This window comes from Bacillus salacetis (genome assembly GCF_049177075.1).
GTDB lineage: Bacteria > Bacillota > Bacilli > Bacillales > Bacillaceae_B > Rossellomorea > Rossellomorea salacetis_A.
In genome coordinates, this window is record NZ_CP185377.1 from 4383215 (window position 1) to 4409682 (window position 26468).

At 42.1% G+C, this 26468-nt stretch carries 25 protein-coding genes, 1 pseudogene and 1 riboswitch; of the genes and pseudogenes, 10 read left to right on the forward strand and 16 right to left on the reverse strand.

The window, feature by feature from the left end; genetic code table 11:
* Positions 1-103: 103 nt before the first annotated feature.
* Positions 104-1597: a glycine betaine uptake BCCT transporter gene (locus ACOJQI_RS22505; protein ID WP_421382352.1), complete on the forward strand. Its 1494-nt coding sequence runs from the start codon at positions 104-106 to the stop codon at positions 1595-1597.
* Between the two features lie 150 nt (positions 1598-1747).
* Positions 1748-2125: a VOC family protein gene (locus ACOJQI_RS22510; protein WP_421382354.1), complete on the forward strand. Its 378-nt coding sequence runs from the start codon at positions 1748-1750 to the stop codon at positions 2123-2125.
* 45 nt (positions 2126-2170) lie between these two features.
* Here ACOJQI_RS22510 and ACOJQI_RS22515 read toward each other — a convergent pair whose 3' ends face one another.
* Positions 2171-2848 carry a YdeI/OmpD-associated family protein gene (locus ACOJQI_RS22515; protein WP_421382356.1) on the reverse strand — a complete coding sequence of 226 codons (678 nt, stop codon included), beginning with the start codon at positions 2846-2848 and terminating at the stop codon, positions 2171-2173.
* A 4-nt stretch (positions 2849-2852) separates the two neighbouring features.
* Complete coding sequence (locus tag ACOJQI_RS22520; RefSeq protein WP_421382358.1) at positions 2853-4076, reverse strand: ATP-binding protein; 1224 nt, start codon at positions 4074-4076, stop codon at positions 2853-2855.
* Positions 4077-4258: 182 nt separating this feature from the next.
* On the opposite strand from ACOJQI_RS22520, the gene ACOJQI_RS22525 reads away from it, so the two are divergent.
* A complete protein-coding gene (locus ACOJQI_RS22525; protein ID WP_421382360.1) occupies positions 4259-4759 on the forward strand; it encodes a hypothetical protein in 501 nt (166 codons plus the stop codon).
* A 68-nt stretch (positions 4760-4827) separates the two neighbouring features.
* On the opposite strand, the gene htpX is transcribed toward ACOJQI_RS22525, so the two are convergent.
* Positions 4828-5709, reverse strand: a complete 882-nt coding sequence (htpX, locus tag ACOJQI_RS22530; RefSeq protein WP_421382361.1) for a protease HtpX — start codon at positions 5707-5709, stop codon at positions 4828-4830.
* A gap of 201 nt (positions 5710-5910) precedes the next feature.
* Here htpX and ACOJQI_RS22535 point away from each other — a divergent pair, with 201 nt between their 5' ends.
* A complete protein-coding gene (locus ACOJQI_RS22535; protein ID WP_421382363.1) occupies positions 5911-6672 on the forward strand; it encodes a DUF1836 domain-containing protein in 762 nt (253 codons plus the stop codon).
* A gap of 89 nt (positions 6673-6761) precedes the next feature.
* On the opposite strand, the gene ACOJQI_RS22540 is transcribed toward ACOJQI_RS22535, so the two are convergent.
* The 4 genes from ACOJQI_RS22540 to ACOJQI_RS22555 all read right to left on the reverse strand — a co-directional run bounded on the left by ACOJQI_RS22540 (position 6762) and on the right by ACOJQI_RS22555 (position 10772).
* The gene (locus ACOJQI_RS22540) at positions 6762-7634 is read right to left on the reverse strand and encodes a YitT family protein (protein ID WP_421385538.1); all 873 of its coding nucleotides are present in this window, start codon (positions 7632-7634) and stop codon (positions 6762-6764) included.
* Positions 7635-7678: 44 nt separating this feature from the next.
* Positions 7679-9151: a potassium/proton antiporter gene (locus tag ACOJQI_RS22545; protein ID WP_421385539.1), complete on the reverse strand. Its 1473-nt coding sequence runs from the start codon at positions 9149-9151 to the stop codon at positions 7679-7681.
* A 29-nt stretch (positions 9152-9180) separates the two neighbouring features.
* On the reverse strand, positions 9181-9732 hold the full coding sequence (locus ACOJQI_RS22550) for a tyrosine-type recombinase/integrase (RefSeq protein ID WP_421382365.1): 552 nt from the start codon (positions 9730-9732) through the stop codon (positions 9181-9183).
* A gap of 167 nt (positions 9733-9899) precedes the next feature.
* The gene (locus ACOJQI_RS22555) at positions 9900-10772 is read right to left on the reverse strand and encodes an amidase (RefSeq protein ID WP_421382367.1); all 873 of its coding nucleotides are present in this window, start codon (positions 10770-10772) and stop codon (positions 9900-9902) included.
* A 43-nt stretch (positions 10773-10815) separates the two neighbouring features.
* Positions 10816-10905, reverse strand: a riboswitch (cyclic di-GMP riboswitch).
* A gap of 179 nt (positions 10906-11084) precedes the next feature.
* On the opposite strand from ACOJQI_RS22555, the gene ACOJQI_RS22560 reads away from it, so the two are divergent.
* A complete protein-coding gene (locus ACOJQI_RS22560; RefSeq protein WP_421382369.1) occupies positions 11085-12410 on the forward strand; it encodes a hypothetical protein in 1326 nt (441 codons plus the stop codon).
* A 38-nt stretch (positions 12411-12448) separates the two neighbouring features.
* On the opposite strand, the gene ACOJQI_RS22565 is transcribed toward ACOJQI_RS22560, so the two are convergent.
* The gene (locus ACOJQI_RS22565; protein ID WP_421382372.1) at positions 12449-13225 is read right to left on the reverse strand and encodes a TerC family protein; all 777 of its coding nucleotides are present in this window, start codon (positions 13223-13225) and stop codon (positions 12449-12451) included.
* A 392-nt stretch (positions 13226-13617) separates the two neighbouring features.
* Between ACOJQI_RS22565 and ACOJQI_RS22570 the strand changes: the two genes are divergently transcribed.
* From ACOJQI_RS22570 to ahpF, 3 genes are all read left to right on the forward strand, one after another.
* A complete protein-coding gene (locus ACOJQI_RS22570; RefSeq protein ID WP_421382374.1) occupies positions 13618-13755 on the forward strand; it encodes a hypothetical protein in 138 nt (45 codons plus the stop codon).
* Between the two features lie 290 nt (positions 13756-14045).
* A complete protein-coding gene (ahpC, locus tag ACOJQI_RS22575) occupies positions 14046-14609 on the forward strand; it encodes an alkyl hydroperoxide reductase subunit C (RefSeq protein ID WP_421382376.1) in 564 nt (187 codons plus the stop codon).
* 13 nt (positions 14610-14622) lie between these two features.
* A complete protein-coding gene (ahpF, locus tag ACOJQI_RS22580; protein WP_421382378.1) occupies positions 14623-16152 on the forward strand; it encodes an alkyl hydroperoxide reductase subunit F in 1530 nt (509 codons plus the stop codon).
* A gap of 131 nt (positions 16153-16283) precedes the next feature.
* Here ahpF and ACOJQI_RS22585 read toward each other — a convergent pair whose 3' ends face one another.
* From ACOJQI_RS22585 to ACOJQI_RS22600, 4 genes and pseudogenes are all read right to left on the reverse strand, one after another.
* Positions 16284-17825: a malate:quinone oxidoreductase gene (locus tag ACOJQI_RS22585; protein WP_421382380.1), complete on the reverse strand. Its 1542-nt coding sequence runs from the start codon at positions 17823-17825 to the stop codon at positions 16284-16286.
* A gap of 309 nt (positions 17826-18134) precedes the next feature.
* Positions 18135-19070, reverse strand: a pseudogene (gene ftsZ, locus ACOJQI_RS22590) (cell division protein FtsZ); the annotation flags it as partial.
* A gap of 159 nt (positions 19071-19229) precedes the next feature.
* The gene (locus ACOJQI_RS22595; protein ID WP_421382382.1) at positions 19230-19841 is read right to left on the reverse strand and encodes a hypothetical protein; all 612 of its coding nucleotides are present in this window, start codon (positions 19839-19841) and stop codon (positions 19230-19232) included.
* A gap of 9 nt (positions 19842-19850) precedes the next feature.
* Entirely contained in the window at positions 19851-21035 is a 1185-nt protein-coding gene (locus ACOJQI_RS22600; protein ID WP_421382384.1) for a hypothetical protein, read from the reverse strand.
* 410 nt (positions 21036-21445) lie between these two features.
* Here ACOJQI_RS22600 and ACOJQI_RS22605 point away from each other — a divergent pair, with 410 nt between their 5' ends.
* Both ACOJQI_RS22605 and ACOJQI_RS22610 read left to right on the forward strand, forming a co-directional pair.
* Positions 21446-21841 (forward strand): MarR family winged helix-turn-helix transcriptional regulator, encoded by a 396-nt coding sequence (locus ACOJQI_RS22605; protein WP_421385540.1) that lies wholly within the window; start codon positions 21446-21448, stop codon positions 21839-21841.
* 1 nt (position 21842) lies between these two features.
* Positions 21843-23036 (forward strand): MFS transporter, encoded by a 1194-nt coding sequence (locus tag ACOJQI_RS22610; RefSeq protein ID WP_421382386.1) that lies wholly within the window; start codon positions 21843-21845, stop codon positions 23034-23036.
* Between the two features lie 97 nt (positions 23037-23133).
* Here ACOJQI_RS22610 and ACOJQI_RS22615 read toward each other — a convergent pair whose 3' ends face one another.
* The 4 genes from ACOJQI_RS22615 to ACOJQI_RS22630 all read right to left on the reverse strand — a co-directional run bounded on the left by ACOJQI_RS22615 (position 23134) and on the right by ACOJQI_RS22630 (position 26421).
* The gene (locus ACOJQI_RS22615; protein WP_421382388.1) at positions 23134-24189 is read right to left on the reverse strand and encodes a GGDEF domain-containing protein; all 1056 of its coding nucleotides are present in this window, start codon (positions 24187-24189) and stop codon (positions 23134-23136) included.
* Positions 24190-24359: 170 nt separating this feature from the next.
* Positions 24360-24839: a 23S rRNA (pseudouridine(1915)-N(3))-methyltransferase RlmH gene (rlmH, locus tag ACOJQI_RS22620; RefSeq protein ID WP_421382390.1), complete on the reverse strand. Its 480-nt coding sequence runs from the start codon at positions 24837-24839 to the stop codon at positions 24360-24362.
* A gap of 94 nt (positions 24840-24933) precedes the next feature.
* Complete coding sequence (locus tag ACOJQI_RS22625; protein WP_421382392.1) at positions 24934-25092, reverse strand: CxxH/CxxC protein; 159 nt, start codon at positions 25090-25092, stop codon at positions 24934-24936.
* A gap of 108 nt (positions 25093-25200) precedes the next feature.
* Positions 25201-26421 (reverse strand): S1C family serine protease, encoded by a 1221-nt coding sequence (locus ACOJQI_RS22630; RefSeq protein WP_421382394.1) that lies wholly within the window; start codon positions 26419-26421, stop codon positions 25201-25203.
* Between the last annotated feature and the right edge of the window lie 47 nt (positions 26422-26468).

A 26468-nucleotide genomic window follows, 5' to 3' on the forward strand; every position in this document is an offset into this window, starting at 1 on the left:
GACGGCCGCCCTGTTTTTGGGCTGAAAGCACTTTTTTGAAAATTATGTTATAATAATAGAGTTGGATACTCTCAAACTGTTAACTATTTTGAGAGGTGAAGTTATGAATAAAGCGACACAAGTTTTTTGGTATGCTTTGGCTATCTCCTTGATAGTCGTTATCTGGGGAGCTGTAGCCCCTGAAAATCTAAATACTTTTTCTTCTAATTTAACCGGCAGGATTTTAAGTGATTTCGGCTGGTTCTACTTGCTGATTGTTATCGCCATTCTTCTTTTCTGTGTTTTCCTCATGTTTTCTAAATTCGGTAAGTTAAAACTGGGAAAGAAGGATGACGAGCCCGAGTTCAGCAGATCTTCTTGGTTTGCTATGCTCTTCAGTGCCGGTATGGGGATAGGCCTTGTCTTTTGGACAACTGCCGAGCCTATTTCGCACGCATTTATCAGCAGCCCCACTAGCGAAGAAGGAACGAATGAAGCAATTAAAGAAGCATTGAAATATTCGTTCTTCCATTGGGGCATCCACGCCTGGGCCGTTTATGCAATCGTTGGCCTGATTTTAGCTTATTTCAAGTTCAATAAAGGCGCTCCAGGGTTGATCAGCGCCACACTTACTCCTTTATTTGGGGAAGAAATGATGAGAGGCCCGTTTGGGAAAATCGTCGATGTTCTGGCTGTATTCGCCACGGTCATCGGTGTGGCGGCAACTCTTGGATTTGGCTCAGCCCAGATTACAGGCGGCCTGTCTTATCTATTTGGAGTACCTAATAATTTTACTGTACAAATTATTATTTTGGCGGTATCAACTGTCCTTTTCATCTGGTCGGCATGGTCCGGTATCGGAAAAGGAATTAAGTACTTAAGTAATATCAACATGGGATTAGCGATTCTTTTACTGCTTCTTCTATTTATTGTTGGACCGACGATGTACATACTCAATATGTTCACAGATACTTTGGGAAGATACATCTCCGATTTCTTCGATATGAGTTTCAGACTCGCACCTCTAAATGAAGAAAACCGCAGCTGGATCAATGGCTGGACCATCTTCTATTGGGCTTGGTGGATTTCCTGGGCGCCATTCGTCGGGATTTTCATTGCCCGTATTTCAAAAGGACGGACAGTCAGGGAGTTCCTATTTGGTGTCCTGCTGCTTCCTTCCTTGGTATGTTTCATCTTCTTCGCGGTATTTGGTGTTTCTGCCCTCAACCTGGAGCAGCTTGGAACAGCGGCGATATCTGAACTTTCGCTTGAAACATCCACATTCGGAGTCCTGGCAGAGTACCCGTTAGGCATGGTGATGTCTATTCTGACCATCGTTGTCATTGCCATTTTCTTCATTACCTCGGCAGACTCTGCGACATTTGTCCTTGGAATGCTAAGTACAAATGGCCAGCTGAATCCTGGAAATTCAGTCAAAATTGGATGGGGCTTGATTCAATCTTCCATTGCAGCCGTCGTTGTCTATTTTGGCGGTACACAAGGGCTGCAGAATATGTTGATCATCGCAGCCCTTCCATTTGCCATTGTCATGATTTTAATGGGCTTCTCTTTCTTCAAGGACATACAACAAGAGGCCCGCGCTCAACGCAAGAAATAAACAAACTTTAGAGTATCCAATAAAAGCACTGTTCCCATTTCAGGAGCAGTGCTTTTCTATGAAAATAGGAAACTAGTGTATAATGAAATTATCAGAATAGTAAAATGATGTTTAGGATGGACTAGAAAGCTGTTGAAGGGAGAATTGGTAATGGAAACAAACGCTATTCAAAAGATCGGACAAATCGGTATACCCGTTCAGGATATCGAGCGGGCAGTTCACTTTTACAAAGAAAAACTGGGTCTAACCTTGCTTTTCAACACGGACAGCATGGCCTTTTTTGAAAGCAATGGGCTCCGCCTTATGCTGACGCTGCCTGAAAAAGAAGAATTTGCGAAGGCGAGCTCGGTGATTTACTTTGAGGTAAATGATATTAAGTCATCCTATGAAGCTTTAAAAGAAAAAGGGATTACCTTTGTTGACGAGCCGCATGTGGTTGCTAAAATGGGCCAGACTGAGACTTGGATGACATTTTTCAAAGATACGGAAGAAAACACACATGCCTTAATGAGTGAAGTATTTGCCTGATTACAAAGGGAGGACGGTTCTTATGCAGAACCGTCCTCTTTTTCACTATTTCTTCTGCTGCCTGTACAAATCCATTGACTTATAGCCTTCAGCCAATACAGCCTCCATCTGCTTCAGCCGCTTTTCCTGTGTCTCTTTCCTTTTGGCACTGAATACATAACGGGCCCAATCCTTTTGGTAACCGAACGTAAGCTCATTGTAGATGTTCAGTACTTCCCGGTTGTTGTCCAAGTATTGTTTGAGATCCTCAATATTTTCAATGTAATCATCAACGCATTGGCTCTTTTTCGCCGATGCTTTCTTCTTCTCCGGCTGAGCTTTCATGCCGACCACGGTGAACACTTCATTCAAGCTGACCATCCTTGAGAACTTGAGATTGCTTCCGTGAACAAACCCGTCTGCATTGTAGTGCTCCTGAGTGTAGATGCTGTCACGCTCTATATACTGATCATAAGCAGGGTTATTTTTCTTTGGGTAGGCAAAATATAAGTACCCGTTATCCTTGATCAGCTTTTGATCCAATGCTTCTTGTAAGTACGTATTGAAATCTTCCAAATGAAAAATAAAGACAAATAAAAGATCATACTGCTCTTCCTTGATAGATGTGTCAAACTCAAGCTCTTTAAAGTCATCGATATTCTCTGGAATATTCAGAATGGCCCTGGAAGAAAACTTTTGAAGATTAAGTTTTTCAATGATACTTTTCTGCGGTTTTGTATTCATTGGTTCACCCCTTTTCTTGTATTTGCGGGAAGCGCAGAGTGACTGTTGTTCCATTTCCCCGTTTACTATCAAACTGAATTGCCCCATCATATTTTTCAACGATATTATAGCAAATCATCAATCCAAGGCCGGTACCTTTACTTTTCAAAGAATAGAAGGGGGTTCCGAGAAAGCTTATTTCTTCCTTTGACATACCTCGGCCATTATCCTTCACTTGGATTTCCACCATACTTCCCTTTCTTTCAGCCTTGACCATGACAGGCACGCCATGAGGGGAAGCCTCAATGGCATTTTTAATCAGATTGACCAGCAGCTGCTTGAACTCGATTGGATTGGCAGAAATATAGCACTTTTCCTGCACTTGCAGGTCGATATGATTATCATGCAGGAGACCATAGGTTTTTAAAATTTCCGTAACATCATCCAGCACAGTCTCCACTTCAACTCTGCTCAACCTGCTTTCTTTATCGGGCTTGGCAATGGACAGGAACTGGGAAATCACATGTTCTGCCGTATCCAGTTCATTAATCATGAGGGAAAAGTTTCTTTTATATTCTTTATTAAAATCATCATGTCCTTCATAATATTGCAAAAAACCTTTTACAACAGTGAGAGGGTTTCGTATTTCGTGCGCGACTGCAGCAGCCAATTGTCCTGTCGTCTTTAATCTTTCCGCATTCTGAACCTGTTCATAGTAAACCCGCTGCTTGTTGATCCGCATATTGGTTAAATGAAAGATGAAAAAGATGATCATCTGGCTGCCGATGAAATTTACGATATTACCTATAAGGTCCATTTCAATATGAGAGAAATACTTTCCTTCATCCACTAAAGATATGTAGCTGAACGTCAGCGTAACCAGGATTCCATTTAAAATAAACGAAAAATAGAACAATTTTTTATCATAGAACAAGATGGATATGGCCGGTATGAAGCAGAGGAATATAAAAGTCGACCATGTCTCCGGATAGATGAAGAAAAGCAGATAAAAATAGGCTGTCGTGACAATGATTAAGAGTACCCTCAACACCCTGCTTTCGAATCTTGGATAAATAAGCAGGCATAGTGAAAGAAGGACAAGTAAAACCATATGCAGGATATAACCTGTATCCATTAGTCCCTTTCTCGGATTCGCAATCAACAGCCCGGAAGACATTAAGATGATCAATCCCAGAGAGATTCCATAATATAACTTTCTATTAAAAGCTGAATGAAATTCCTTCAACATTCCACCGCCTAAAAAACGATATATATGTAACTATCTTACAAATCCATTTTTTAGTCAAACGCCTAAAAGATAACATAAAAGTACTTTTAAGAAAGCGGGCTGCATAATGATGAAATGAAGTTATAAACGTTAATATATTAATCCGGAAGAGAAATGGATTCAAAGCAGGAGGAGGCATCAAGATGGTCAATTTCGCTTTTTTCAGCGGTACGGTAACCATGATCAGCAACTTTCCCACAGGCCAAACGGGTGAAGAAGGCTGCTATCAATTATTCTCTGTAGTGGATGGCACGGGGTCGACTGTGAACTTTGTCATCTCACCCACTACTTATTGTATTGAACAGGCAGTAATATCTACAGGCGACAGGATAACCGGCTATTATGATGCCAACGCACCCGTACCGCTCATATACCCTCCTCAATTCCGAGGGCTAATCGTAGCGGCAGATAATCCAAACTACTCTGTTAAAGCAGGTTTCTTTAACAGCCAGTTACTGAGCAGCGATGGAATGTTAAAGCTGAATATTGCTCCCTACACCCAGGTGCTTTTAACCAATGGCCAGCCCTTCACTGGCAATATTGCCAACCGCAATCTCATTGTCGTATACGGCCCTGCCACTAAAAGCATCCCTGCCCAAACCACTCCATACAAAGTCATAGTCTGGTGCAATAGTCCATCCTAAACTTTTCAAAAAAAGAAGGACACACCTTAAACCCTGGTGTGTCCTTATCTTATATATATCCTATTCTATTATCTGCCTTCCAGCCTGCTGATGCGGTCATCCAAATCAGGGTGCGTGGAGAAAAGGGCAGATTTTCTTTTGCCGCTGATCTTCAATGTTGCCACCGCAGTGTCTCTTTCCTCAACAACTCGGTTTGAATAAGCTTTCAGCATGCGCAGGGCATGAACCATTTTATCTTTACCGGCAAGGTCTGCTCCGCCCCGGTCAGCATGGTACTCTCTATAGCGTGAGAATGCGAAAACGACTAAGCTTCCAAGGATCGAGAACACAATTTGGAACACAATCACAGCAATAAAATGGACGATTGGCGCCATATCTTCTTTAACGAAACGAGAAGCAATCCAAGCCGCAATCCTTGCAAGGAAGACGACAAACGTATTGACGACACCTTGCAGCAATGTCATTGTGACCATATCACCGTTCGCAACGTGAGCTACCTCATGGGCGATAACTCCTTCTACTGCGTCGTCATCCATTTCACGAAGCAGTCCTGTTGAAACAGCAACAAGAGAACGTTTCTTAGAAGGACCTGTTGCAAACGCGTTGACTTCTGGTGAATCATAGATACCTACTTCAGGCATATGCATCAATCCAGCAGCTTTTGACAGACGGTGGACTTTTTCAACTACCTCTTGCTCCATGGCGGACATAGGCTTGTTCGGGTCCAGCACACGGACGTTCATCATTTTTTTGGCAATCCAGCGTGACATCGCAAGCGATATGAAGGAACCTGAGAAACCAATAATCGCACTGAACACAAGCAGGGCTCCTAAATCGATGCCGCCTTGTGCATTAATATAATTACCTGCTCCTGTTACGGAGAAGATAATGCTAATCGTTAATAAAACGAGAATATTCGTTAAAAGAAAGTACAGAATCCTTTTTCCCATTCAATCTCCCTCACTTTTTCAAGTTCAAATGAACTTGTGTATGAACTTATTATACAATTTTCCCCTGCAAATATCAATCCTATTATTTTCGACATCTGTAGATTATTTGCAGTTTGATTTTGAAAGGATTGACTGGATGAAGTGGAACAATTACGATAAAGGAACATTGGAGAAAATTTGGAAGGGGCAGGGGTGAAGAATGTGGAATCCTTCAAACTATCCAGAAAGAATATGGCCGATTTACTTTCTTCTTTAAACGGCGGAACTGAACATACACCTTTGATGGTGCTCCAGGATGCATGGTCATCTGCCCATGAAGATGAAATGAAGAACGGAAAAACGGTGAAAGCATTTATCTCTACAGAAATGCCTGCTATATTGGAAAAATTTTTTAAGACCAGCAGCGAGGAAATCGGCTTTTCCCTCAATGAAATTGTGTCCCTGGGAAACCAGATTGAATTTACCAATCTGTCCTCAAGCGCTGTTCAAAATTGGGTGAAACGCGATATCAAGGAATTGATCGGCTCACCGCAAATAGGCAGAAAATATACAGTTGACCAGGCAGCAATCCTATTTATCGTCGAGGACCTGAAAGCAGCTCTGGACTTTGAGTCGATTCGCAAAGTGCTTACATTGATCTTTAATAATCCGGAAGACCGGACAGATGACATGGTCAATCCCGTCGATTTATATTCTGCCTACGCATCCGTCTTTGATAAATTACATCACCATACAGGACCTGTTATGAACGAAGCGGCTCACAGAACAATGAATGGGTGTATCGATAAGCTCATTAAAGAAGAGTGCCGGGGGCTGATGCCTTCCTTCAGCAGTTTGAGTAAGGAAAACCAGGACATCGTCTTGAATGTCCTAATAGCATCTGCTCTTACAGTACAATCGGCTTATTATCAGTCACTTGCCAGGAGATATGTAGGGGCAGCTTTGTTTTTGACAGGAATCTAAAAAAGGCGATCCTGCTGTTTACTCAATGAAACAGCTGAATCGCCTTTTATTTTTTACTCTTTGGATGTAAATAGAGGATGATTCGTTTTTTAGTGAATATCCCGCTTCTTAAACCTTCCTCCGCGCACTTCATTAATATCTGCAACGGCGAGGAAAGCTGTCGGGTCCAGCTCTTCGACGATCGACTTTAATTTTGCTTCTTCAAGTCTGGTCACGATGCAGAAAATGACCTTTTTATCATCCCCGGAGTAACCGCCCTCTCCTTTAAGATAGGTGACACCCCGCCCCAGACGGGCAAGGATGGCATCGCCGATTTCCTGATCTTTATCACTGATGATCCAGGCAGACTTCGATTCATCAAATCCGTCGATGACAATATCTATCGTTTTAAAGGCTATGACATAGGCAAGGACCGAATACATAGCCCTGTCCCAGCCAAGAACAAACCCGCCCCAGGCAAAAATGAAAACATTGAACAGCATAATGAACTCGCCAACTGAGAAAGGAAATTTCTTATTTAGAAGGATAGCCAGGATTTCGCTTCCGTCCAAAGCTCCGCCATAGCGGATGACAAGCCCCACACCAGCGCCCAGCACAATGCCTCCGAACACGGTGGCAAGCAGTACATCCTGCGTGAATGCGGCGACAGTATGAAGGTAATTGGTCGCAACAGACAGAATGGCAATGCCGAAGACAGTTGAAAATGCAAATGTCTTTCCTATCTGTTTATATCCTACGAAGAAGAACGGAATGTTCAAAAGGAAGATGAATAAACCCAGCTTAATTCCAGTGAGATTATATAAAATAATTGAAATCCCGACAATTCCGCCGTCCATGATCATGTTGGGAACCAGGAACACTTCAATCCCCATGGCCATCAGAATGGCTCCTATCAGAATAAAAAAGGTCCTTTTAATAACCTTCTTAGTGCTTAGCTTCTGATGCTGCAGTTCCTTTTGTATTTGCTGTTTTATGTTTTCTTCATTCAATTTCTACTCCCCCAATGTTAATCTTGTATATTTAACATTATTTTCAATTGGCTTTTGCTTTTTCTGGATACGAGTATATAAAGAATATCTCCCTTTTCAATGATTGTTTCACCGTACGGGGTAACCAGTTCCGTGCCGCGTATTATGGCGTTGATTAAAACATCCTTGGGGAACTCTATGTCAGCAAGGCTTTTCCCTAATATAGGGGTTTCTTCGTTTGCCTCGACTTCTATCACCTCGGCATTCGCTTTTCCTATCGATACCAACTCAAGGGTATGCACCGGTTCTACTTTTACAGGGCCTGTCAATCCGAGTTTTTCAGCAAACCTCGATATGGTCGATCCCTGGATCAAAGCAGAAGTCAATACGACAAAGAAAACCACATTGAAAATCATTTGGGAATTTTCAAGGCCTGCTATTAAGGGGAAGGTGGCCAAAACAATCGGAACCGCCCCTCTTAAACCCGCCCATGAAAGAAAGATCTTTTCGTTGAGTTGATAATCCATTTTTAACATGGAAATGAAAACGGCTATCGGTCTTGCTGCAAATATCAAAATAGCAGACAGCAGCAGGCCTCTTCCTACAACCTCCAAAGTGAAGAGCTGAGTTGGAAAAACCAGTAATCCGAGAATGACAAACATCAGAATCTGCATCATCCACGCAAATCCTTCATTGAATCTAAAGATGGACTGCCTGTAAGTCAGCTCTGTGTTGCCGATCAGCATGGCAGCTACGTACACTGCCAGCAAACCGCTTGCGTTGACGAGGTCCGTTATACTGTATGCTAATAAAGCAAAGGCCATGGTAAATACAGGGTATAAGCCACTGGAGTCCAGGTTAATCTTATTAATGCTTAAAGAACCCAATTTTCCGAACACTATGCCCAGGAGGAGACCAATGCCCATTTGCCAGAAGAATGAACCGGCTAAAAGGAAGTAGAGCGGTTCATCGACAGTCAATAATTCAATGAAGGTAATCGTTAAAAAGACTGCCATCGGATCATTGGTCCCTGATTCGACTTCCAAGATGGAACCTAATTTCCCCTTTACATTCTGGCCCTTTAATACTGCAAAAACGGCAGCTGCATCAGTGGACCCTACGATCGAGCCAAAGAGGAAGGCTTCGAGCCAGGAGAACCCTAATATATATTTTGCTGCCACAGCGACAACACCAGTTGTGATGAGAACACCAGCAGTTGCAAGTGATAGGGCCGGCTTTGCCACAGACCTGACAGTGGATATCTTGGTTTGCAGTCCCCCTTCAAAGAGAATGACCACTAATGCCAGGACACCGATAAGCTGTGTCAATTTTGCATTGTCGAAATAGATAAAGCCCAACCCGTCACTTCCTGTAATCATTCCGACCAGGATGAATAGAACAAGAGCAGGCACGCCAAGGCGTGTTGAAAACTTAGTCGTCAGCACCCCGATGATTAATAGCAATGCTGTCAGCAGTATAAAATATTCTGAACTGATCATGAGATTATCCATTGTAATCCAAATTCTCACCCATCTTTCATTTACAAATTAACGTCAACTTTAATAAGCCCCTCTGAATGTTTATCAATTCCTATGTAGTTCAATGTTTCTGACGATGTGGAGTGGTTGAAGATTTTCTGAAGAATGGATAAGGCGATACCTTTTTTGTAAGCATGGTATCCGAACGTTTTCCTGAGGGTATGTGTACCAATCTTTCCTTTTATGCCCGCTTCCTGGGCAGCTTTGTTAATGATCCGGTATGCCTGCTGGCGTGTAATCGGCTGGTCATTTTTCTTTGATTTGAACAAGTAGTCAGCTTCAGACAACTGACAATGCGCTAGATAGTCGGCTGCCGCATATCTGACCATCTTGTTTAAGTAAAAACTATGATTCATGTTGGATGGCCGGTAGAATTCTTTGACAGCACCATCTACCCGTATATCCTTCACTCTAAGCCGGAGCAGGTCACTGATACGAAGTCCTGTGTTAATGCCAAACACAAAAAACAGGTAGTCTCTCTTTGAATGTTGATACAGAGACTGTTTCATTTCATAAATATCCCTAATATCTTTAATTGGCTCTACAAACTCCATATAGTTCCTCCATAATGTTACTTAATATTAATTATAGACCTATTTAGTTACATCACAAAATCATATGATTGTGGCTGTATTTCTAGAACTTTTACATTTTCAAAACAATTCACTGTAACTGGCAGCAAAAAAGACCGGTCATTTATTAACCGGTCCTTCAAAAATATTTATGGTTTTATCGTCATCCAGCTTCCGACATGATGTACGGCTGTACCGCCGAACCCAGCAATACCTTCATAGTGGTTTTTCACCTCGTCAAGCTGCTGGTTCATATAATTTTCGCCTTCTTCAAAAAAGGAAATGGTATCTCCTTCACTAGTTTGTCCAGTCTCTACTCCTATGACCACTGACTTGGCATAGGTTCCAGCCCAGTTCACTTCTTTTTTAACAAACTCTGTAATCAAAGCTGCACTGTCCCTGTAAGCCATTATGGTGACTCCATCTGTGGTTTTGATTACCCACTCTGCCAGCAGCCCTTTCCCATAGATGTTACTGTAGGAGATTTCATCAAACCAGAAGGGCATATCAGCTTCAAGCGGAAGATTCAATTGGTCGGTACTTTTCTTTGCCCTGAGTAACAGTGCTTGATAGGATTTCACGGTTGCCCCTTTTTTCGTACCCCAGCCGCTGTACAAGTAAGGCTCTACATCGAGATGCACGCCCGAAAATCTTTGTTGAATGGATGAACTCCTTTGATAGAGTTCAAGCCACATCATCAATTGATCCTGATGGACGTATCCTTTTGGAGCCACCCAATCAGGAGCTCCATCCAAAGCATATATCTGCATTCCTTTTTCTGACGCTTTTTCAATGAAACGTTGATAAACACCGATAGGGATATCCCGGTCGATTTGCACATATACCTTGTTTAATTGCTTGCTTTCCAAAAATGAGAGAGTACCCGCCTCATCATTTACAATCATCCAAGGGTTCCACAGCCATGTCGCCCGGTCTTGAGTAATGGAAGCATCCACGTTAATGTTCGCTCCTCCCAGCAGAGCAGTAATAAAAAGCAGCAATGCCAAAACTGACTTCTTCAATTAAAGATCCTCCTTCTGCAGGCCAAGGCACACAGAAGATGTACCTGGCAACCCGACAACCATACGCTCATGCAAGCGGTTAGGCTCAAAGCTTTGCGTCCTTCCCTTTCGGAGAAGTTTGCCTTTTTCAGATTATTTTGCTCTAATTATATCCATTTAATGACATGAAGTCTATTTGTTTTTTCAATGTTATGTTCCACGTGAAACATTCAATCATTTTCTATTAATCTGGGGTTTTACTTATTTCAAAATCTCTTCCTCTGAATAGTATGATAATAGCTTTATATCAATCTAGTTAGGAGGAAGAGTCTATTGTTATTTTTTATAAGTGATTTGCATCTTATGGATGGGACAGCCGGAAGACATAGACTTGAACCTGAAACATTCAGGGAAATATTTAAGGAATTGGCATTACAGGCAAGACAGGCTACAGAAGGTTTAAGGGAAGAAGAAAAAGAAATCTATTTAGTCCTTTTAGGAGACATATTTGAATTGGTCCGGTCAGAACAATGGTTTGTAAGGAGAAGAGAGGGAGAAATCATAGAATCAATTGACTTGGACGACCGTCCATGGGGATGTACTTCTAAAAAGACGGAACAGATAGCCAATAAGATCTTGGGCGATATCATTACTGAAAATAAAGAGGTCCTGGCCATTCTTTCAGGAAGTGAGTGGGAAGAACTTGGGTTTCCTGCCAGGCCGGCCACCCTTTATATTCCCGGTAACCATGACAGGCTTTGCAACATCTATCCTTCCCTCAGAAAAAAAGTAATCAAGGCTTTGGAACTCTCCGAAAAGGACCCTACTAAGGAATTCCCCCAAGTTTATGATAATGCTTCATATGGAGTATTGGCCCGCCATGGACACGAGTGGGATTCCTTTAACTTTGAAGGAGATTATAAATCAGTACCGATCGGGGATGTAATTGCAGCAGAAATTGCAACGAAGCTGCCTTTAGAGGTGGAAAAGAACATCCAGCACCTTACTATTTCAAAAAAAGACAAGCAGCAAATTACGGATAATTTCCGCCATTTATTTGATGTACGCCCTATGTCAGCAATCGTTCCTTGGTTATCTCATCATGTTCACCAGTATGACGATGAAGTCCAGCAAGTCTTCAATCATTCATTTCAACAGTCCGGAAAAGACTTCTTAGAAATTCCTTTTGTTCAAGAGTGGATAGAAAAGCACTCAACCTTCTGGAATCCTTTTGATGACGGCCATAAAATCAAATGGCTTGGAATACTTCTTACATCCTTCAATATCGCTGCACTAAGAGTTCCTCTAAATCTATATGATAAACTAAAGAATCTTAAAGGCCTCTGGTCTTTTGATCAATATTTATCAGGCGCCCAAAAGGACCTCGAGCAGTCAGAAAAGATCTCCCATATTCTATACGGCCATACTCATAATCCCATCCAGCATACTCTGGACATGAATGGAAAAATACCTCGATTGTATTTAAACACCGGAACCTGGAGGCCAAAGATTTACCATGCCCTCTCCAAGAATTGTTTTTCCTCTCATAATTCCATTACTTTTACCATCCTATATAAAAAAGGGGAAACACGAACTGGAAAAGTGCTGACAAGTCCAATATTTGAAACCTGGACAGGCGCTCTCACAGAAAATGAATAATAAAAAAACGGACTCAATCAACCTGAGTCCGTTCCTTATTATTCGTTCCCTTCCTGCGAAGACGCCTTCTTCCCAGGTGCAAACCATCCAAGCAGTGCGATGGCTACCAAGACACCATAGAAGGTAATCGTCCAGCCTGTACTGTGTGGGAAATGGTGATCAAGAACACCGATGTCCTCATGTGCAAGGGTGATGACAGCAAGCTTAACACCTACCCATGCGACGATCGCATACGCTGTCGTTTCCAATGCCGGGCGTTTTGACAGCAGCTGTACGAACCAAGTGGCAGCATACTTAATTAAGATCAGACCCGCAATACCTCCAAGGACAACCACAATAAACTTACCGGCATCCATGCCGCCGAAATCACCAAGTCCTGAAGCAGGCAAGCCAAGGGCAAGGGCAACAGCCGCAAGAATGGAATCAATGGCAAAGGCAAGGTCGGCCAACCCAATTTTTCCTACTGTAGGCCAAAAGCCTTTCCCTTTTGATTCTTCTTCTATTTCCTCTTCGATATTCTCATTTTCTTTCCCGAACTTGGCAGTGATTAAGTGTTTACCTCCAAGGTAAATTAAATATGCAGCACCAATGGCCTGCACCTGCCATACGTTTGCGATAAATGAAATAGCGAAAAGGGCCCCGAACCTGAAGACAAATGCCATCAGGATTCCGTAGTTGATTGCCTTTTTCTTTTGGTCATCAGGTAAGTGTTTGGCTATAACCGCGAGTACAAGTGCGTTGTCTGCAGAGAGCAAACCCTCAAGACCGATCAAAATTAATAATGCCCATCCATATTCCAGCCAGATCGACTCCAAAATACCTCTCCTTCCTTAAATAAAAAAAGTATTTGCAGTAAAGGTCTGGCTAACAACGTGAATTGCCAATAAAGCCGGAGGATACCCTCGTGATGACGACTTTTATTGTACAGCTACTCCCCTTTACTTTTATATCATGCAAATAAATTTTAAAATTGTCAAAAAAGAACTGATATCTAATGAGAAAATATATTCAACCCTTTATATCTCCGCTTATCTTTTCCTTCAGCTATTGTATCTATTCCTTATAAGAGCGGCTGTTAAACTATGTAAAATGGGGGCAGAATGACTGATTAACAATTTTATCACCCCGACTTCTTACTTCCTGAATACTGCATGGACCACTAGGGAAAAATAACTTTGCTTTTATGTCATATATAAAGGAGTTGTATATGAGGAAAGAAAAGGAACCCGCATGCCATGAACAAGATTATCTGAATCATTTCTTGGTCGAGCAAATCAACAGAATCTCTGTGGAGGATCAGGCAGAACAGATGAAGGAAGAGCTTGATGAACATGAAACCCCGTGAGAGGCTTGTCTACATAACGGTTTCTCTTTATTTTGAACTTTCTCTCTTTTTTTTATCATTTGAGAGCTTCTCTTTTGAGAAAAATTCCGTTTTCTGTTATTTTAGTTGTGAATGAAAATCTTTCTCAACTTATACTGATAGATATGGGTGGAAGGCTTTAAATCTATATCTTGAAGAAGAAAAAATAAGAATTGATCGAGGTTTCATTCTTGACAAAATGATAGGTGTATATAATAATTTATATTTGATTAGAATTATTATAAAAAACATTTTCAAGGAGGAAATTTACTATGTCTCTTATCGGTACTGAAGTAAAACCATTCAAAGCACAAGCATACAAAGATGGAGAATTCATCGAAGTAACAGAAGAAAGCCTGAAAGGTCAATGGAGCGTATTCTGCTTCTATCCTGCAGATTTCACATTCGTTTGCCCTACAGAGCTTGAAGATCTTCAGAATAACTATGATGAACTTAAATCACTTGGTGTAGAAGTTTATTCTGTTTCTACTGATACACATTTCACACATAAAGGCTGGCATGACAGCTCAGAAACAATCGGAAAAATCAAATATGCAATGATCGGTGATCCTTCTCAACGTATCACTCGCAATTTCGAAGTACTGAACGAAGAAGATGGTCTTGCTGACCGCGGAACGTTCATCATCGATCCAGATGGCGTTATCCAAACAGTTGAAGTCAATGCTGGCGGTATCGGCCGTGACGCAGACGTTCTAGTAAGCAAGGTGAAGGCTGCACAATATGTAAGAAAGAACCCAGGCGAAGTTTGCCCTGCAAAATGGAAAGAAGGTTCTGAAACACTTAAGCCAAGCCTTGACCTTGTAGGTAAAATCTAAGGAGTTGGATTAAATGTTACTTGATGCAGATATTAAAGCACAGCTAGCCCAATACCTTGAATTATTGGAGGGCGACATCCTGCTGAAAGTAAGCGCGGGAGAGGATGAAACTTCCCGTGACATGCTTATCCTGGTGGATGAACTGGCTACCATGTCATCTCACATTAAAGTGGAGCATGCTGAGTTAGAGCGCACTCCAAGCTTTAGTGTGAACCGAATCGGAGAAGATACCGGTGTAACCTTTGCCGGTATCCCTCTGGGACATGAGTTCACTTCTTTGATCCTTGCCCTTCTGCAAGTCAGCGGGAGAGCCCCTAAGGTAGATGATAGTGTCCTTGAACAAGTTAAGAATATCAAAGGTGAATACCACTTTGAATCTTATATCAGCTTAAGCTGCCACAATTGTCCCGATGTAGTGCAGGCCCTTAACTTGATGAGTATTTTCAATGAAGGCATCACTCATACCATGATCGACGGAGCTGCTTTCAAGGATGAAGTAGAAAGCAAAGAAATCATGGCTGTACCGACTGTATTCCTGAATGGAGAAGAGTTCGGCAGCGGGCGCATGTCACTTGAGGAAATCCTCGGCAAAATTGGAGGAGGCCCTGACGCATCTGAGCTTTCGGGTAAAGACCCTTACGACGTCCTTGTTGTCGGCGGAGGCCCTGCGGGTGCAAGTGCTGCCATTTATGCAGCACGTAAAGGTATCCGTACAGGAATTGTCGCTGAGCGCTTCGGTGGACAGGTTATGGATACACTTGGCATTGAGAACTTCATCAGTGTCAAGCATACAGAAGGTCCAAAGCTTGTATCAAGCCTTGAAGAGCATGTCAAAGATTATGGTATTGATGTCATGAATCTTCAGCGCGCAAGCCGCCTTGAAAAGAATGACATGATCGAGCTTGAGCTTGAAAGTGGTGCTGTACTAAAGAGTAAGTCTCTTATTCTTTCAACTGGTGCACGCTGGCGCAAGGTCGGTGTTCCAGGTGAAGACAAATTCAAAAATAAAGGTGTAGCTTACTGCCCTCACTGTGACGGTCCTCTATTCGAAGGAAAACACGTAGCAGTTATCGGCGGCGGAAACTCAGGTGTTGAAGCTGCTATTGACCTTGCGGGGATTGTTAAGCATGTAACGGTTATTGAATACAATGATGACCTGAAAGCGGACGCCGTACTGCAGGACCGCCTGTACAGCCTTCCGAATGTGACGGTTATCAAAAACGCCCAAACAAAAGAGATTACAGGTACCGATAAGGTAAATGGTCTCACATATGTTGAGCGTGATACAGAAACTGAACAGCATATCAATTTAGAAGGTGTATTCGTCCAGATCGGTCTTGTGCCTAATACGGACTGGTTAGGCGATGCTCTGGACCGCAATCGCATGGGTGAGATTGTTATTGATAAGCACGGTTCTACAAGCATGCCTGGAGTGTTTGCTGCAGGAGACTGTACCGACAGTGCTTACAAGCAGATCATCATCTCTATGGGATCTGGTGCAACAGCAGCCTTGGGTGCGTTCGATTATCTGATTCGAAATTAAGCCTTATAAGCAATATTTAAAGCCGCTGGCGACTTCTTGGTCGTGCAGCGGCTTTTTTTGGCTTTATACATCAAGATAAAGCCCCGACCATTTATTCGATCGGGGCTTGCTCTATTACTTTATTTAGCAGATTAACTAGTGACTTTTTCGTTAATCGACTCTTCTTCCAGTGATTCTACTAAAGACTTTCTGTTTTCATTCAGACGAAGAGTTTCCGCTGTGGAAGCGTGAATCTCTTGGAATAGCTCAGGATTCTCTGATAGCGACACACCATAAGAAGGAATCATCTCTTTTAATTTAGGTTCCCATTCTTTCAATTGGTCAGGGAAACATTTCTCGAATAACTCCAGCATTACATTAACAGCCGTAGAGGCACCAGGAGATGCTCCCAGCAGTGCAGCGATGGAGCCATCAGCGGCACTCACAACTTCCGTACCGAACTGAAGCGTTCCTTTTCCTGTTTCAGTATCCTTGATGACCTGCACACGCTGGCCTGCTACAACAATATCCCAATCTTCGCTCTTTGCATCCGGGATGAATTCACGCAGTTCTTCCATACGCTGTTCATGAGACAGCATCACTTGCTGAATCAAGTACTTTGTTAACGACATTTCTTTTGCACCGGCAGCCAGCATTGTAAGGACGTTATTTGGCTTTACAGAGCTGATCAAATCCATATTGGAACCCGTCTTTAAGAACTTCGGCGAGAAGCCTGCAAACGGCCCGAATAACAAGGATTTCTTGTTATCAATATATCTTGTATCAAGATGGGGAACAGACATCGGCGGAGCCCCGACCTTGGCTTTTCCGTACACCTTTCCGTGATGCAGGGCCGCAATTTCCGGCTTGTTGCATACCAGGAACAGTCCGCTTACCGGGAAGCCGCCAATACGCTTGGACTCAGGGATGCCCGTCTTTTGAAGTAACGGCAGGCTTCCGCCACCGCCTCCGATGAAGATGAATTTAGCCGTATGATACTCCATTCGGTTGTTTTCAATGTTATGCACTTTCACTTCCCAGGAACCATCATTGGTGCGTTTGATGTCTTCTACACTGTGCTTGTAGTTGATCTCGACATTTTGATTTCTCAAATGGTCAAACAGCATACGAGTCAATGCACCAAAGTTAACATCTGTTCCAGAGTCGATTTTTGTAGCCGCTATCGGTTCATCCGATGTACGGCCGTTCATGATTAACGGAATCCACTCCTTAAGTTTCTCAGGATCGTCAGAGAACTCCATTCCTTCAAATAAAGGATTATCTGAAAGCGCTTTAAATCTCTTTTTTAAAAAATTGACGTTGCTTTCTCCCTGAACCATGCTCATATGAGGGATCGGCATGATGAAGTCCTGCGGATTCTGGATCAGATTGCTGTTGACAAGATGAGACCAGAACTGCCTTGAAACTTGGAACTGTTCATTGATTTTAATTGCCTTTGTGATATCTATCGATCCGTCAGCTTTTTCGGAAGTATAGTTAAGCTCGCATAATGCGGCATGGCCTGTCCCCGCATTATTCCATTCATTGGAGCTTTCTTCTCCTGCACTTGCAAGTTTCTCAAACACTTTAATATCCCATTCCGGAGCCACTTCCTTCAGTAATGACCCTAATGTTGCACTCATGACTCCGGCACCGATTAAAATAACGTCTGTTTTCTTCTGTACGCTGCTCATGATTACCTTCCTCATCCCCTATATTTGAAAAATGATTAAGACGCCCTTGCTTAGATCTCATATAAACATAAGCGCCACCTTGGCACGCATCAATACTCTATCCATATTAATTATTTCTTATTCTATTATAATAATTTTTTAAATTTAAAAAAATACTATTATCTGATAATTATATACTAAATTCAGCAACTTGTAAAAAGAATGAAAGGGCAGAGAAAGAGAAAAAATCGTCATATAGAGCAGCCTGTCCAAAAAGAAGATGGCCCAATAATTATAATTGGGCCAAAACATATATAGACCTTATTGTTATTCATTAAATCCTGTAGCAATAACGGTGACGATGATCTCTTCATCAAGATTATCATTGATGACGGAACCAAAGATCATATTTAAATCTTCATGTGTGCTGGAAGAGATGACATCGGCTGCCTCCTGAACTTCAAAGAGGCTCAGACTGGTTCCCCCGGTAATATTCATAATGACACCTCTCGCCCCGCTGATGGAGGTTTCCAGTAACGGGCTGTTCACGGCCTTATATGCCGCATCCACCGCACGCCCCTCCCCTTTGGAGATGCCTATTCCCATGATCGCTGTTCCCCTATGGGACATGACCGTTTTAACATCAGCAAAGTCAAGGTTGATTAATCCCGGAATGGCAATCAAGTCTGAAATCCCCTGTACACCCCGGCGGAGAACGTTGTCTGCTTCATGGAACGCTTCAATCATAGGTGTTTTTTTATCTACAATTTCCAACAAACGGTCATTCGGAATAATGATCAATGTGTCTACGGCTTCCCTCATAGCGATGATTCCATCTTCTGCGTTAACGGACCTTTTTCGCCCTTCAAACCTGAAGGGACGGGTGACAACACCGACCGTCAGCGCACCCATTTGTTTAGCTATCCTTGATATTTCAGGTGCTGCTCCAGTTCCTGTCCCGCCTCCCATTCCTGCAGTAACAAAAACCATATCAGCCCCACTGATTACGTCTTCAATCTCTCTGCGGCTTTCTTCAACGGCCCTTTTCCCTACCTCCGGGTTAGCGCCGGCTCCCAATCCCCGGGTTAAGGCGGCTCCAATTTGAACGGTGATTCCCGCCTTTGATTGATTAAGTGCTTGTCCATCTGTATTGACAGCTATGAATTCTACACCTTCCAACCCCGACTCAATCATTCGGTTTACAGCATTATTTCCACCGCCGCCAACCCCAATGACTTTGATCTTTGCGAATTGATCTATATCCATAGGTAAATCAAACAAAACATAGTCCCTCCTGACTAGTTATCCCCAAAAATAGTAAAGTGGCTGCTATATGTATTCGCAGCCACTTTACTATTTTTGTATGGGTTTTAAAAGATTCGATAGATTTGTAAAAAAGTATCAGTCTCTATGATATTCTGGCCCTTATTTATTCATGTGAGCCAGGAAGCTTCCGAGCAGTGATTCTTTATTTTCTTCCATAGGGGCTTCTTCCTCTTCAGAATCTCTCCCTTGCTTCATCACTTCCCAATCGAAGTTTGCGAGATCATCTTCGGTTTCCTCTAATTCATCATTCATAGGATATAAGGCGGGCTCTTCTTCTGGATGAACTTCCATAACTTCTGTATCCTCATCTTTTTGAGCCGCATCCGCAGCTTGTTCTTGTAAATAAAGTGCCTCGTCTATGTCCAAAGCATTGCTGTTAAGGGAGGCCATTACGGATGCTGCCCTTACAGGGTCAACTAACAGATGATGAACAATGCTGCCTAATAAGGCTTCAGAGTGGGAATGGCGAAGCCAATTGCGCTGTTCTTTCGTCAGCGTTCTTGGAAGGGGGATTGTGATCATCTCTTTTTCTTTTGAAAGAGAATGATTCACGCCTTCCAAAACCATTTCTGCTATTTTACTTGAGAAATTCCTTCTCTCTTTTTCTTTCATCGTTTGCAGCTGCTTGATGATATGGTCAGGTGTATCGGACGGCAGCCGGAAAGTGATGGCTTGTCCTCTTTCAATCCTGGTAACTCCGGATTTTTTCATGTGATCACCTTAATTATTAACCGTTTCTTTTTTAGGGCCGCTTTCTTTCTTCTTTTTTTCATTGCTTTGAACAAAGTCAGAAATGAGCTTATAATAGGCATTTGCCATCATCCAGATACTTTCTTTTTCATCTTCAAAGAATTCGATATTATATCCATCGAGGTTGTTATTTAATGTCTTGATATATTCCTTCAGAACAGCAGAACCACCGCCTACAAAATAGCAGATCTCTGTTTGGGAGTTCTTCTGCCAAACATTGCGAAGAAAGCGGTATTGCTTCTTAGCAAGTTCCAAAAGAATTCGGTCTGTAATGTCGTGGACGCTTGTCCGGCTTCCTTTCACCATAATGTGATTGCGGTCATTCTTTCTAGTAATGATGTCTACCACATCACGCCTGCTGTCCAATTCAATTCCATGTTTCGTCCTGATTTCTTCACGGATCGCTTCCAAATACTCTGAAATCCCAATATTAAAGCCCTGAGCCTTATCATCATCTACATTTCTATTTTTTATGACAGCAATATCTGTAGATAGTCCGCCAATATCCTGGATAAGGATTCTCTTATCGATTAGATCCTTATTAATGATGTTCAAGTCATTGTCCATAACTAGATTGATATAAGCTGCAAATCCTTCCGGGTATACCTTTACCTGATCGAATTTGATGTTGACTTTTTTGCCCTGATACTTAGGGGTTACAAGGAATTCCACCTGGTGCACTGAACCCAAAAGCTGTGCACGGTAGCCGACATCTTTTCCTTCTTTTACTTCCCTTAACGGCAGGCCTGTCCCAAGTGTGTAATTAGCATCAATTACCTCACCTTTTCTATTTGAATATTCAGAACCTTCCGCGCGTACTGCATCCAAAGCCAAGGCTGCAAACAGCATGACAAGGGTTTGGTCTTCCTCAGATTTAGTGCTGCCTGGATCTAATTCGGTTGCATTGTCGGTTTTTGTCGCTAGATTTCCGACTCTGTAAATAATGTTATTTTCTTTAAGAGCAGGGGAGTGGACCCTGATGTGGATTCCATCAAGTGGATCCTTTTCATTTAATTCTTCTATTCCAATGACTGGTCGGTCTTCTGTATCTCTTGCCATGACATTCGGTATGTACAAATCATGATCCAATTTCCCAAACAAAGCCTTCACGCAATCATTTCCTACATCAATTGCTGCAATTCTGGATACAGTCATCAATATCATCCTTTCATTTTTCAAAAATTCCATCTTCTTACTTAAGGATATAGCAGGCAGGGGAAAGCGTCAATAAGGCCTTAGTTGTATTCAAACACGAAAACATGTATTCAAATTTGTGTACATCCCTAACAAACTGTATACATGCCGTCGTATCAATAAGTATACAAGTTCGTAAACACGTGTACATAAAAGAATACACAAAGAAAACATTCTGTTTACTTGTATACATAAATGTATACAGATTTTTTTAGTACTTTTAACCTTACAATTGCAGGAATTCCATACTGGAAAAACCCTATGTAACCTGATAAAATCAAATAGTTACCTTTGATAACTATTATCCTAGTTCACTATATTTGGAGGTGCTCACCATAAAGATTTCACAAAAGTTTTTTCATCAATTGTTAATGTTATATCGCCCATTTGAAAACCAATTGAATATCCAACTTAGCAAGCATCAGCTTCACAGGGCTCAGTGGACTATCTTGTATTACTTAGCCAATTATGGTTCTGCGACATTGGTTGAACTTGCTAAGTACCAGGGAGTTGAGAAACCTACTATCACTAGGACCATCAATGGTTTGGAAGAGTTGGGATATGTTGAACACATACCTGGAAAAGATAAACGCGAAAAACGGATAGATCTTACAGAGAGCGGCCGCCTGCTATATAAAGAAGTAAGGAGGACCATTGATAGATTCGAAGAAGACATATTACAAGGGATACCTGAAGAGGAACAGCAAAAAATGATTGATTTAATGAGTGAAATTCGTACAAATATTCTTAGATGGGGAGATAGATAATGTGGACCAGACAACAAAGGCCAAACTATGGACCAAGGATTTTATCGTAGTTTCAGCAGTCAATTTTTTCTTATACTTAGTTTTTTATTTATTGTTGGTTACGATTGCCGTTTATGCAGTGGAACTTTTCGATGCTTCTGAAAGTCAGGCAGGGCTCGCCACCGGGATTTTCATTATCGGGACGTTGATTGGCAGGCTCGTGATCGGACGGATGATCAATTTGACAGGAAACAGGCTCATGCTGTTCATCGGCCTTGCCTTTTTCACTTTAACTTCAGGTTTTTATCTGATCAGCACAGGGATCACCCTCCTGCTGATCATCCGGTTTATACATGGTATAGCACTCGGTGTGGCCAGTACGGCGACCGGTACGATTGTAGCTCAAATCATCCCTCAGACCCGCAAAGGAGAGGGGATTGGCTATTACAGTATGAGTATAACGCTGGCTACGGCTATCGGGCCGTTTATCGGCCTTTATATGAGCCAGCATACCAGCTACCAGTCGATTTTCAGCTTTTGCCTTGGATTGGGAATTATCAGCCTTATCTTGGCACTATTCATGAAAGTACCAGAGGTAAAGGCCGTTTCACAGGAAAGTAAAGGCTTGAAACTTTCGAACTTCATTGAACCCAAAGCAGTGCCAATTGCCCTTGTGACCATGATTCTGGCATTGGGATACTCAAGCGTCCTTTCGTTTTTGAATTTCTACGCCATCGATATCAATCTAGTGGACATTGCCAGTTTCTTCTTCATCGTCTATGCAGCAGCCATTTTCATCTCCCGTCCTGTCACAGGGCGCCTTATGGACGTGAAAGGAGCCAACTCTGTTATGTATCCGGCATTTGCCTTCTTTGGGGGAGGCCTGCTGCTATTAAGCTTCAGCAGCAATAGTATCACATTCTTGCTATCAGCTATTCTCATCGGCTTCGGATTTGGCAACATGCAATCCATTACACAAGCCATCGCTGTAAAATTAACCCCTGCGCACCGGATGGGACTGGCGACATCGACCTACTACATCTTCCTTGACGCAGGGCTTGGTTTTGGTCCCTATTTTCTTGGTTTCCTTATTCCATCCACTGGCTACCGCAACTTATATCTCATTATGGGAATCATGGTTTTGGCCGCCACCATTCTTTATTATTTCATGCATGGCGTCAAGGAAAGACATGCCAATACAGCTCTGGGGCAATAGAATCTTTAAAAATAAAAAAGCAGAGAGGATCCTTTTGGATCACCTCTGCTTTTTTCACATTACTATTTTGGTTCATCTGCATACTAGGGACTAGACCCTATCCCACACTAGCATACACAATTTGATTTCGCCCTTTATCCTTCGCTTCATAGAGCAGTTTATCTGCTTTTTTTACTAACTGGCCAGGGCTCTCGCCACTATGACGACAGCTGCCGAAACTCATAGTGACAGAGAAGGCATTCCCCTCACAGGTAAAAATATGGCTGGAAACAGCTTGTTTGATACTGACCAGGAGTTTATCAACCGCTTCCTGGTCAATATCATAAAGAATGATGGCAAACTCTTCACCGCCATAACGGAATGCTTTCCCTTGTCTGCCTGGTATGATAGACGCGATAATGGAACCTATCTCACGCAAAACCTTATCCCCCATCACATGTCCGAACTGATCATTGATTAATTTAAATTTGTCTATATCAGTTAGTGCCAAGTGAAAGTCCACCCCTTTTTCAAGATCATTCCGTAAATTCTCCTGAAATGAGCGGTGATTTAGTAAGTTTGTAAGATAGTCACGGCTTGCCGCTTCGACTAATAAGTTTTTCTCTGAGTGATGCTTTCTCTCCCTGGAAACAATTATTCCTCCTAAACCGCCAACCAGCAACAAAAAGAAGAATTGACTGAAATAAATGATTAAACTATCCAGGGAAACCTCTGAAACTTGCATGAAAAAGGTAATGGAGTATGCCAAAATAAAAAGAAAGGCCGCTATTATTCCTCCAGTAAATCTCCAATAAACAGTAACATGCAGAATGATTAAATAGGCCAGTGGAAACAGTGGACTTTCCGTTCCCCCTGTCAACGGGACCAGTGCAGAGAATGCAATGAAATCAAATAAGGGACCGCCTTTAGTCATGAGTGAATACACCTTGGAACCTTCAGGTGACTTATATAGATAATAATCAGAAACGCCCATATAGATAACTCCAAAAACAACTAATGAAATAAATAACACTAGTTTTAAAGGAATTGGATTTGCACTATATTGGACGAAGAAGACGACAATCGATAAAACTAAAAAAAACCATCGTAAAGAAGAAAAAATAACTTCAAGTGCATGGTCGGACTTGTAAGCTCCCTCTAATAAAGATCTCATTTCTCCACATCCTGTAAAAAGTTCTACTTTTTACTATTATAATGCAAAAACAATCATAATCTACTGAATAATAGTAATGTTAGCAATTATTAATATTAGACAAATAATGACATTTATTTTCAAAAAAAGCATCCTCTCTGAAGAAAGAGGCTGCCTGCTTAAATTTATGCTTATTTATGATATGGTTCATTTCGATTTATACGGAAAGCCCTGTAAATCTGCTCCACCAGAATAAGCCTCATTAGTTGGTGAGGAAAGGTCATCTTCGAAAAAGAAAGAGTTTCATTTGCCCGCTTCATCACTTCATCACTCAAGCCAAGTGAACCTCCGATGACGAAAGCCACTTTGCTTTTTCCATATGTAGCGAGTTTATCCAAGTTTTCCGCCAAATCTTCAGAAGTCCTCATCTTGCCTTCAATGGCAAGGGCAATCACATGGGCATCCGGTGAAATTTTACCCAGTATCCGCTCACCTTCTTTAGCTTTAACCTGGTTCATTTCAATATCACTTAGTTCTTCCGGTGCTTTTTCATCTGAAACTTCAATGACTTCGACTTTTGCATATGCACTCAAACGTTTTAAATATTCATCGATTCCCTGTTTTAAATATTTTTCTTTTAATTTACCAACGGTCACAATTGAGATATTCACAATTCACACTCGCTTTACAAACAATTTACGAACAAACTATCCACAGGAGTTATCCACATATCAACAGTCTATATCCACATGTCGTAGGCGAATATCAGTTCGCCACAATATATTCTGCTGGATTTTCGCAATATTCACAGGTTGTGGATAACCCCTGATTATCTGTTAATTGTTCTAATTTTGGTGCAACTTCATATTCATCCACAATGATGTCCATCGCAAGCTCTACGTGTTCTTTACAGCAATAAATCATATTTATTCCTCCACATATATTTGTTATTAATTTATCCACAAGACATCATATCATTAAAAAAGAAAGCAGGAAAGTGCTGGGCACGACCTGCTTTCTTAGTTATCCACATTATAGCCGGGATTCATCCGTCAGCTTCATTGTTACTTCTTGGAGTTCACCATTTCTGTAAATCGTTACAGTCATTTGATCTCCTACTTCTTTTTGATTATAAAGATGCTTCCTGAGAGCAATGATGTCTGTAATTTTTTCTCCATCCAGCTCGACAATGACATCGAGTTCCTGAAGTCCCGCTTGAGCAGCTGGCGAGTTAGGGACGACCTGTCGGATCATCACTCCGTCTTTGACATCCTCAGGAAGATTGAGTGTTTCCTGTTGATGATAAGCCGTGATTTCGTTCACGTTTTCCAAAGTGACACCCATCGCAGGACGTTTCACTTCACCAAATTCCTCTAAGTCCTCAATGATAGGCTGGGCAGCATTGATAGGTATGGCCAATCCAATACCTTCAACTGCTTCCTGGGCAATTTTCATAGAGTTGATTCCCACCAGCTGTCCTGCTATATTGACGAGGGCCCCTCCGCTGTTACCAGGGTTAATGGCTGCATCTGTCTGAATGACTTCAGCCTGCCAGTCTTCCATGCCATCCTGGTTAATATCTACGGGAATGGTACGTTCCAATCCAGAAACAATACCTTGCGTAACAGAACCTGAAAATGCCAGTCCCAGCGGATTTCCGATGGCAAGGACAGGTTCACCGGTCTTCAGCTCATCGGAATTTCCGAATTCGGCTATTGCTTTAATCTCACTTCCATCTACCTCCAGAACGGCAAGGTCTGTCCATACATCGCCGCCTCGTAACTCTGCCGGAAGCTTCGTCCCATCCGATAAAGTCACTTCAAGCTGGTCAGCTCCTTCAATAACATGATAGTTCGTGACTATGTATGCTTTTCCGCCAGCCTTTTTATAGATGACCCCTGATCCTGATCCAGCTTCTTGTCCGGTCTGTTCCCAGAAGCTTTGGGAGCGGATATTGCTTATTCCGACAACGGCATCTTCTGCTTTTTCAACAGCAGCCGTAACATCTGTTGTCACATCGACAGACAGGTTTCTGGCTTCACCATTTTGTCCGTTGTGATAGTCTGCATCGGTTTCTGCAAGATTGCTGCCGGGATTGTAGGGAAGGACATCCCAGTCATCCAGTTTTGGCAATGCGACAATCACCAGGATGGCCCCTAAGATAATACCAACGAGACTTGCAAGGAAGTACCCTCCGCGGTTTCCTTTTTGTTTGGATCTTGTATTTTCATAATCCTGATCATAATAACCCATCTACTGATACACCCTTTCCTATACCTCTTTTATATTTTCCTACATAG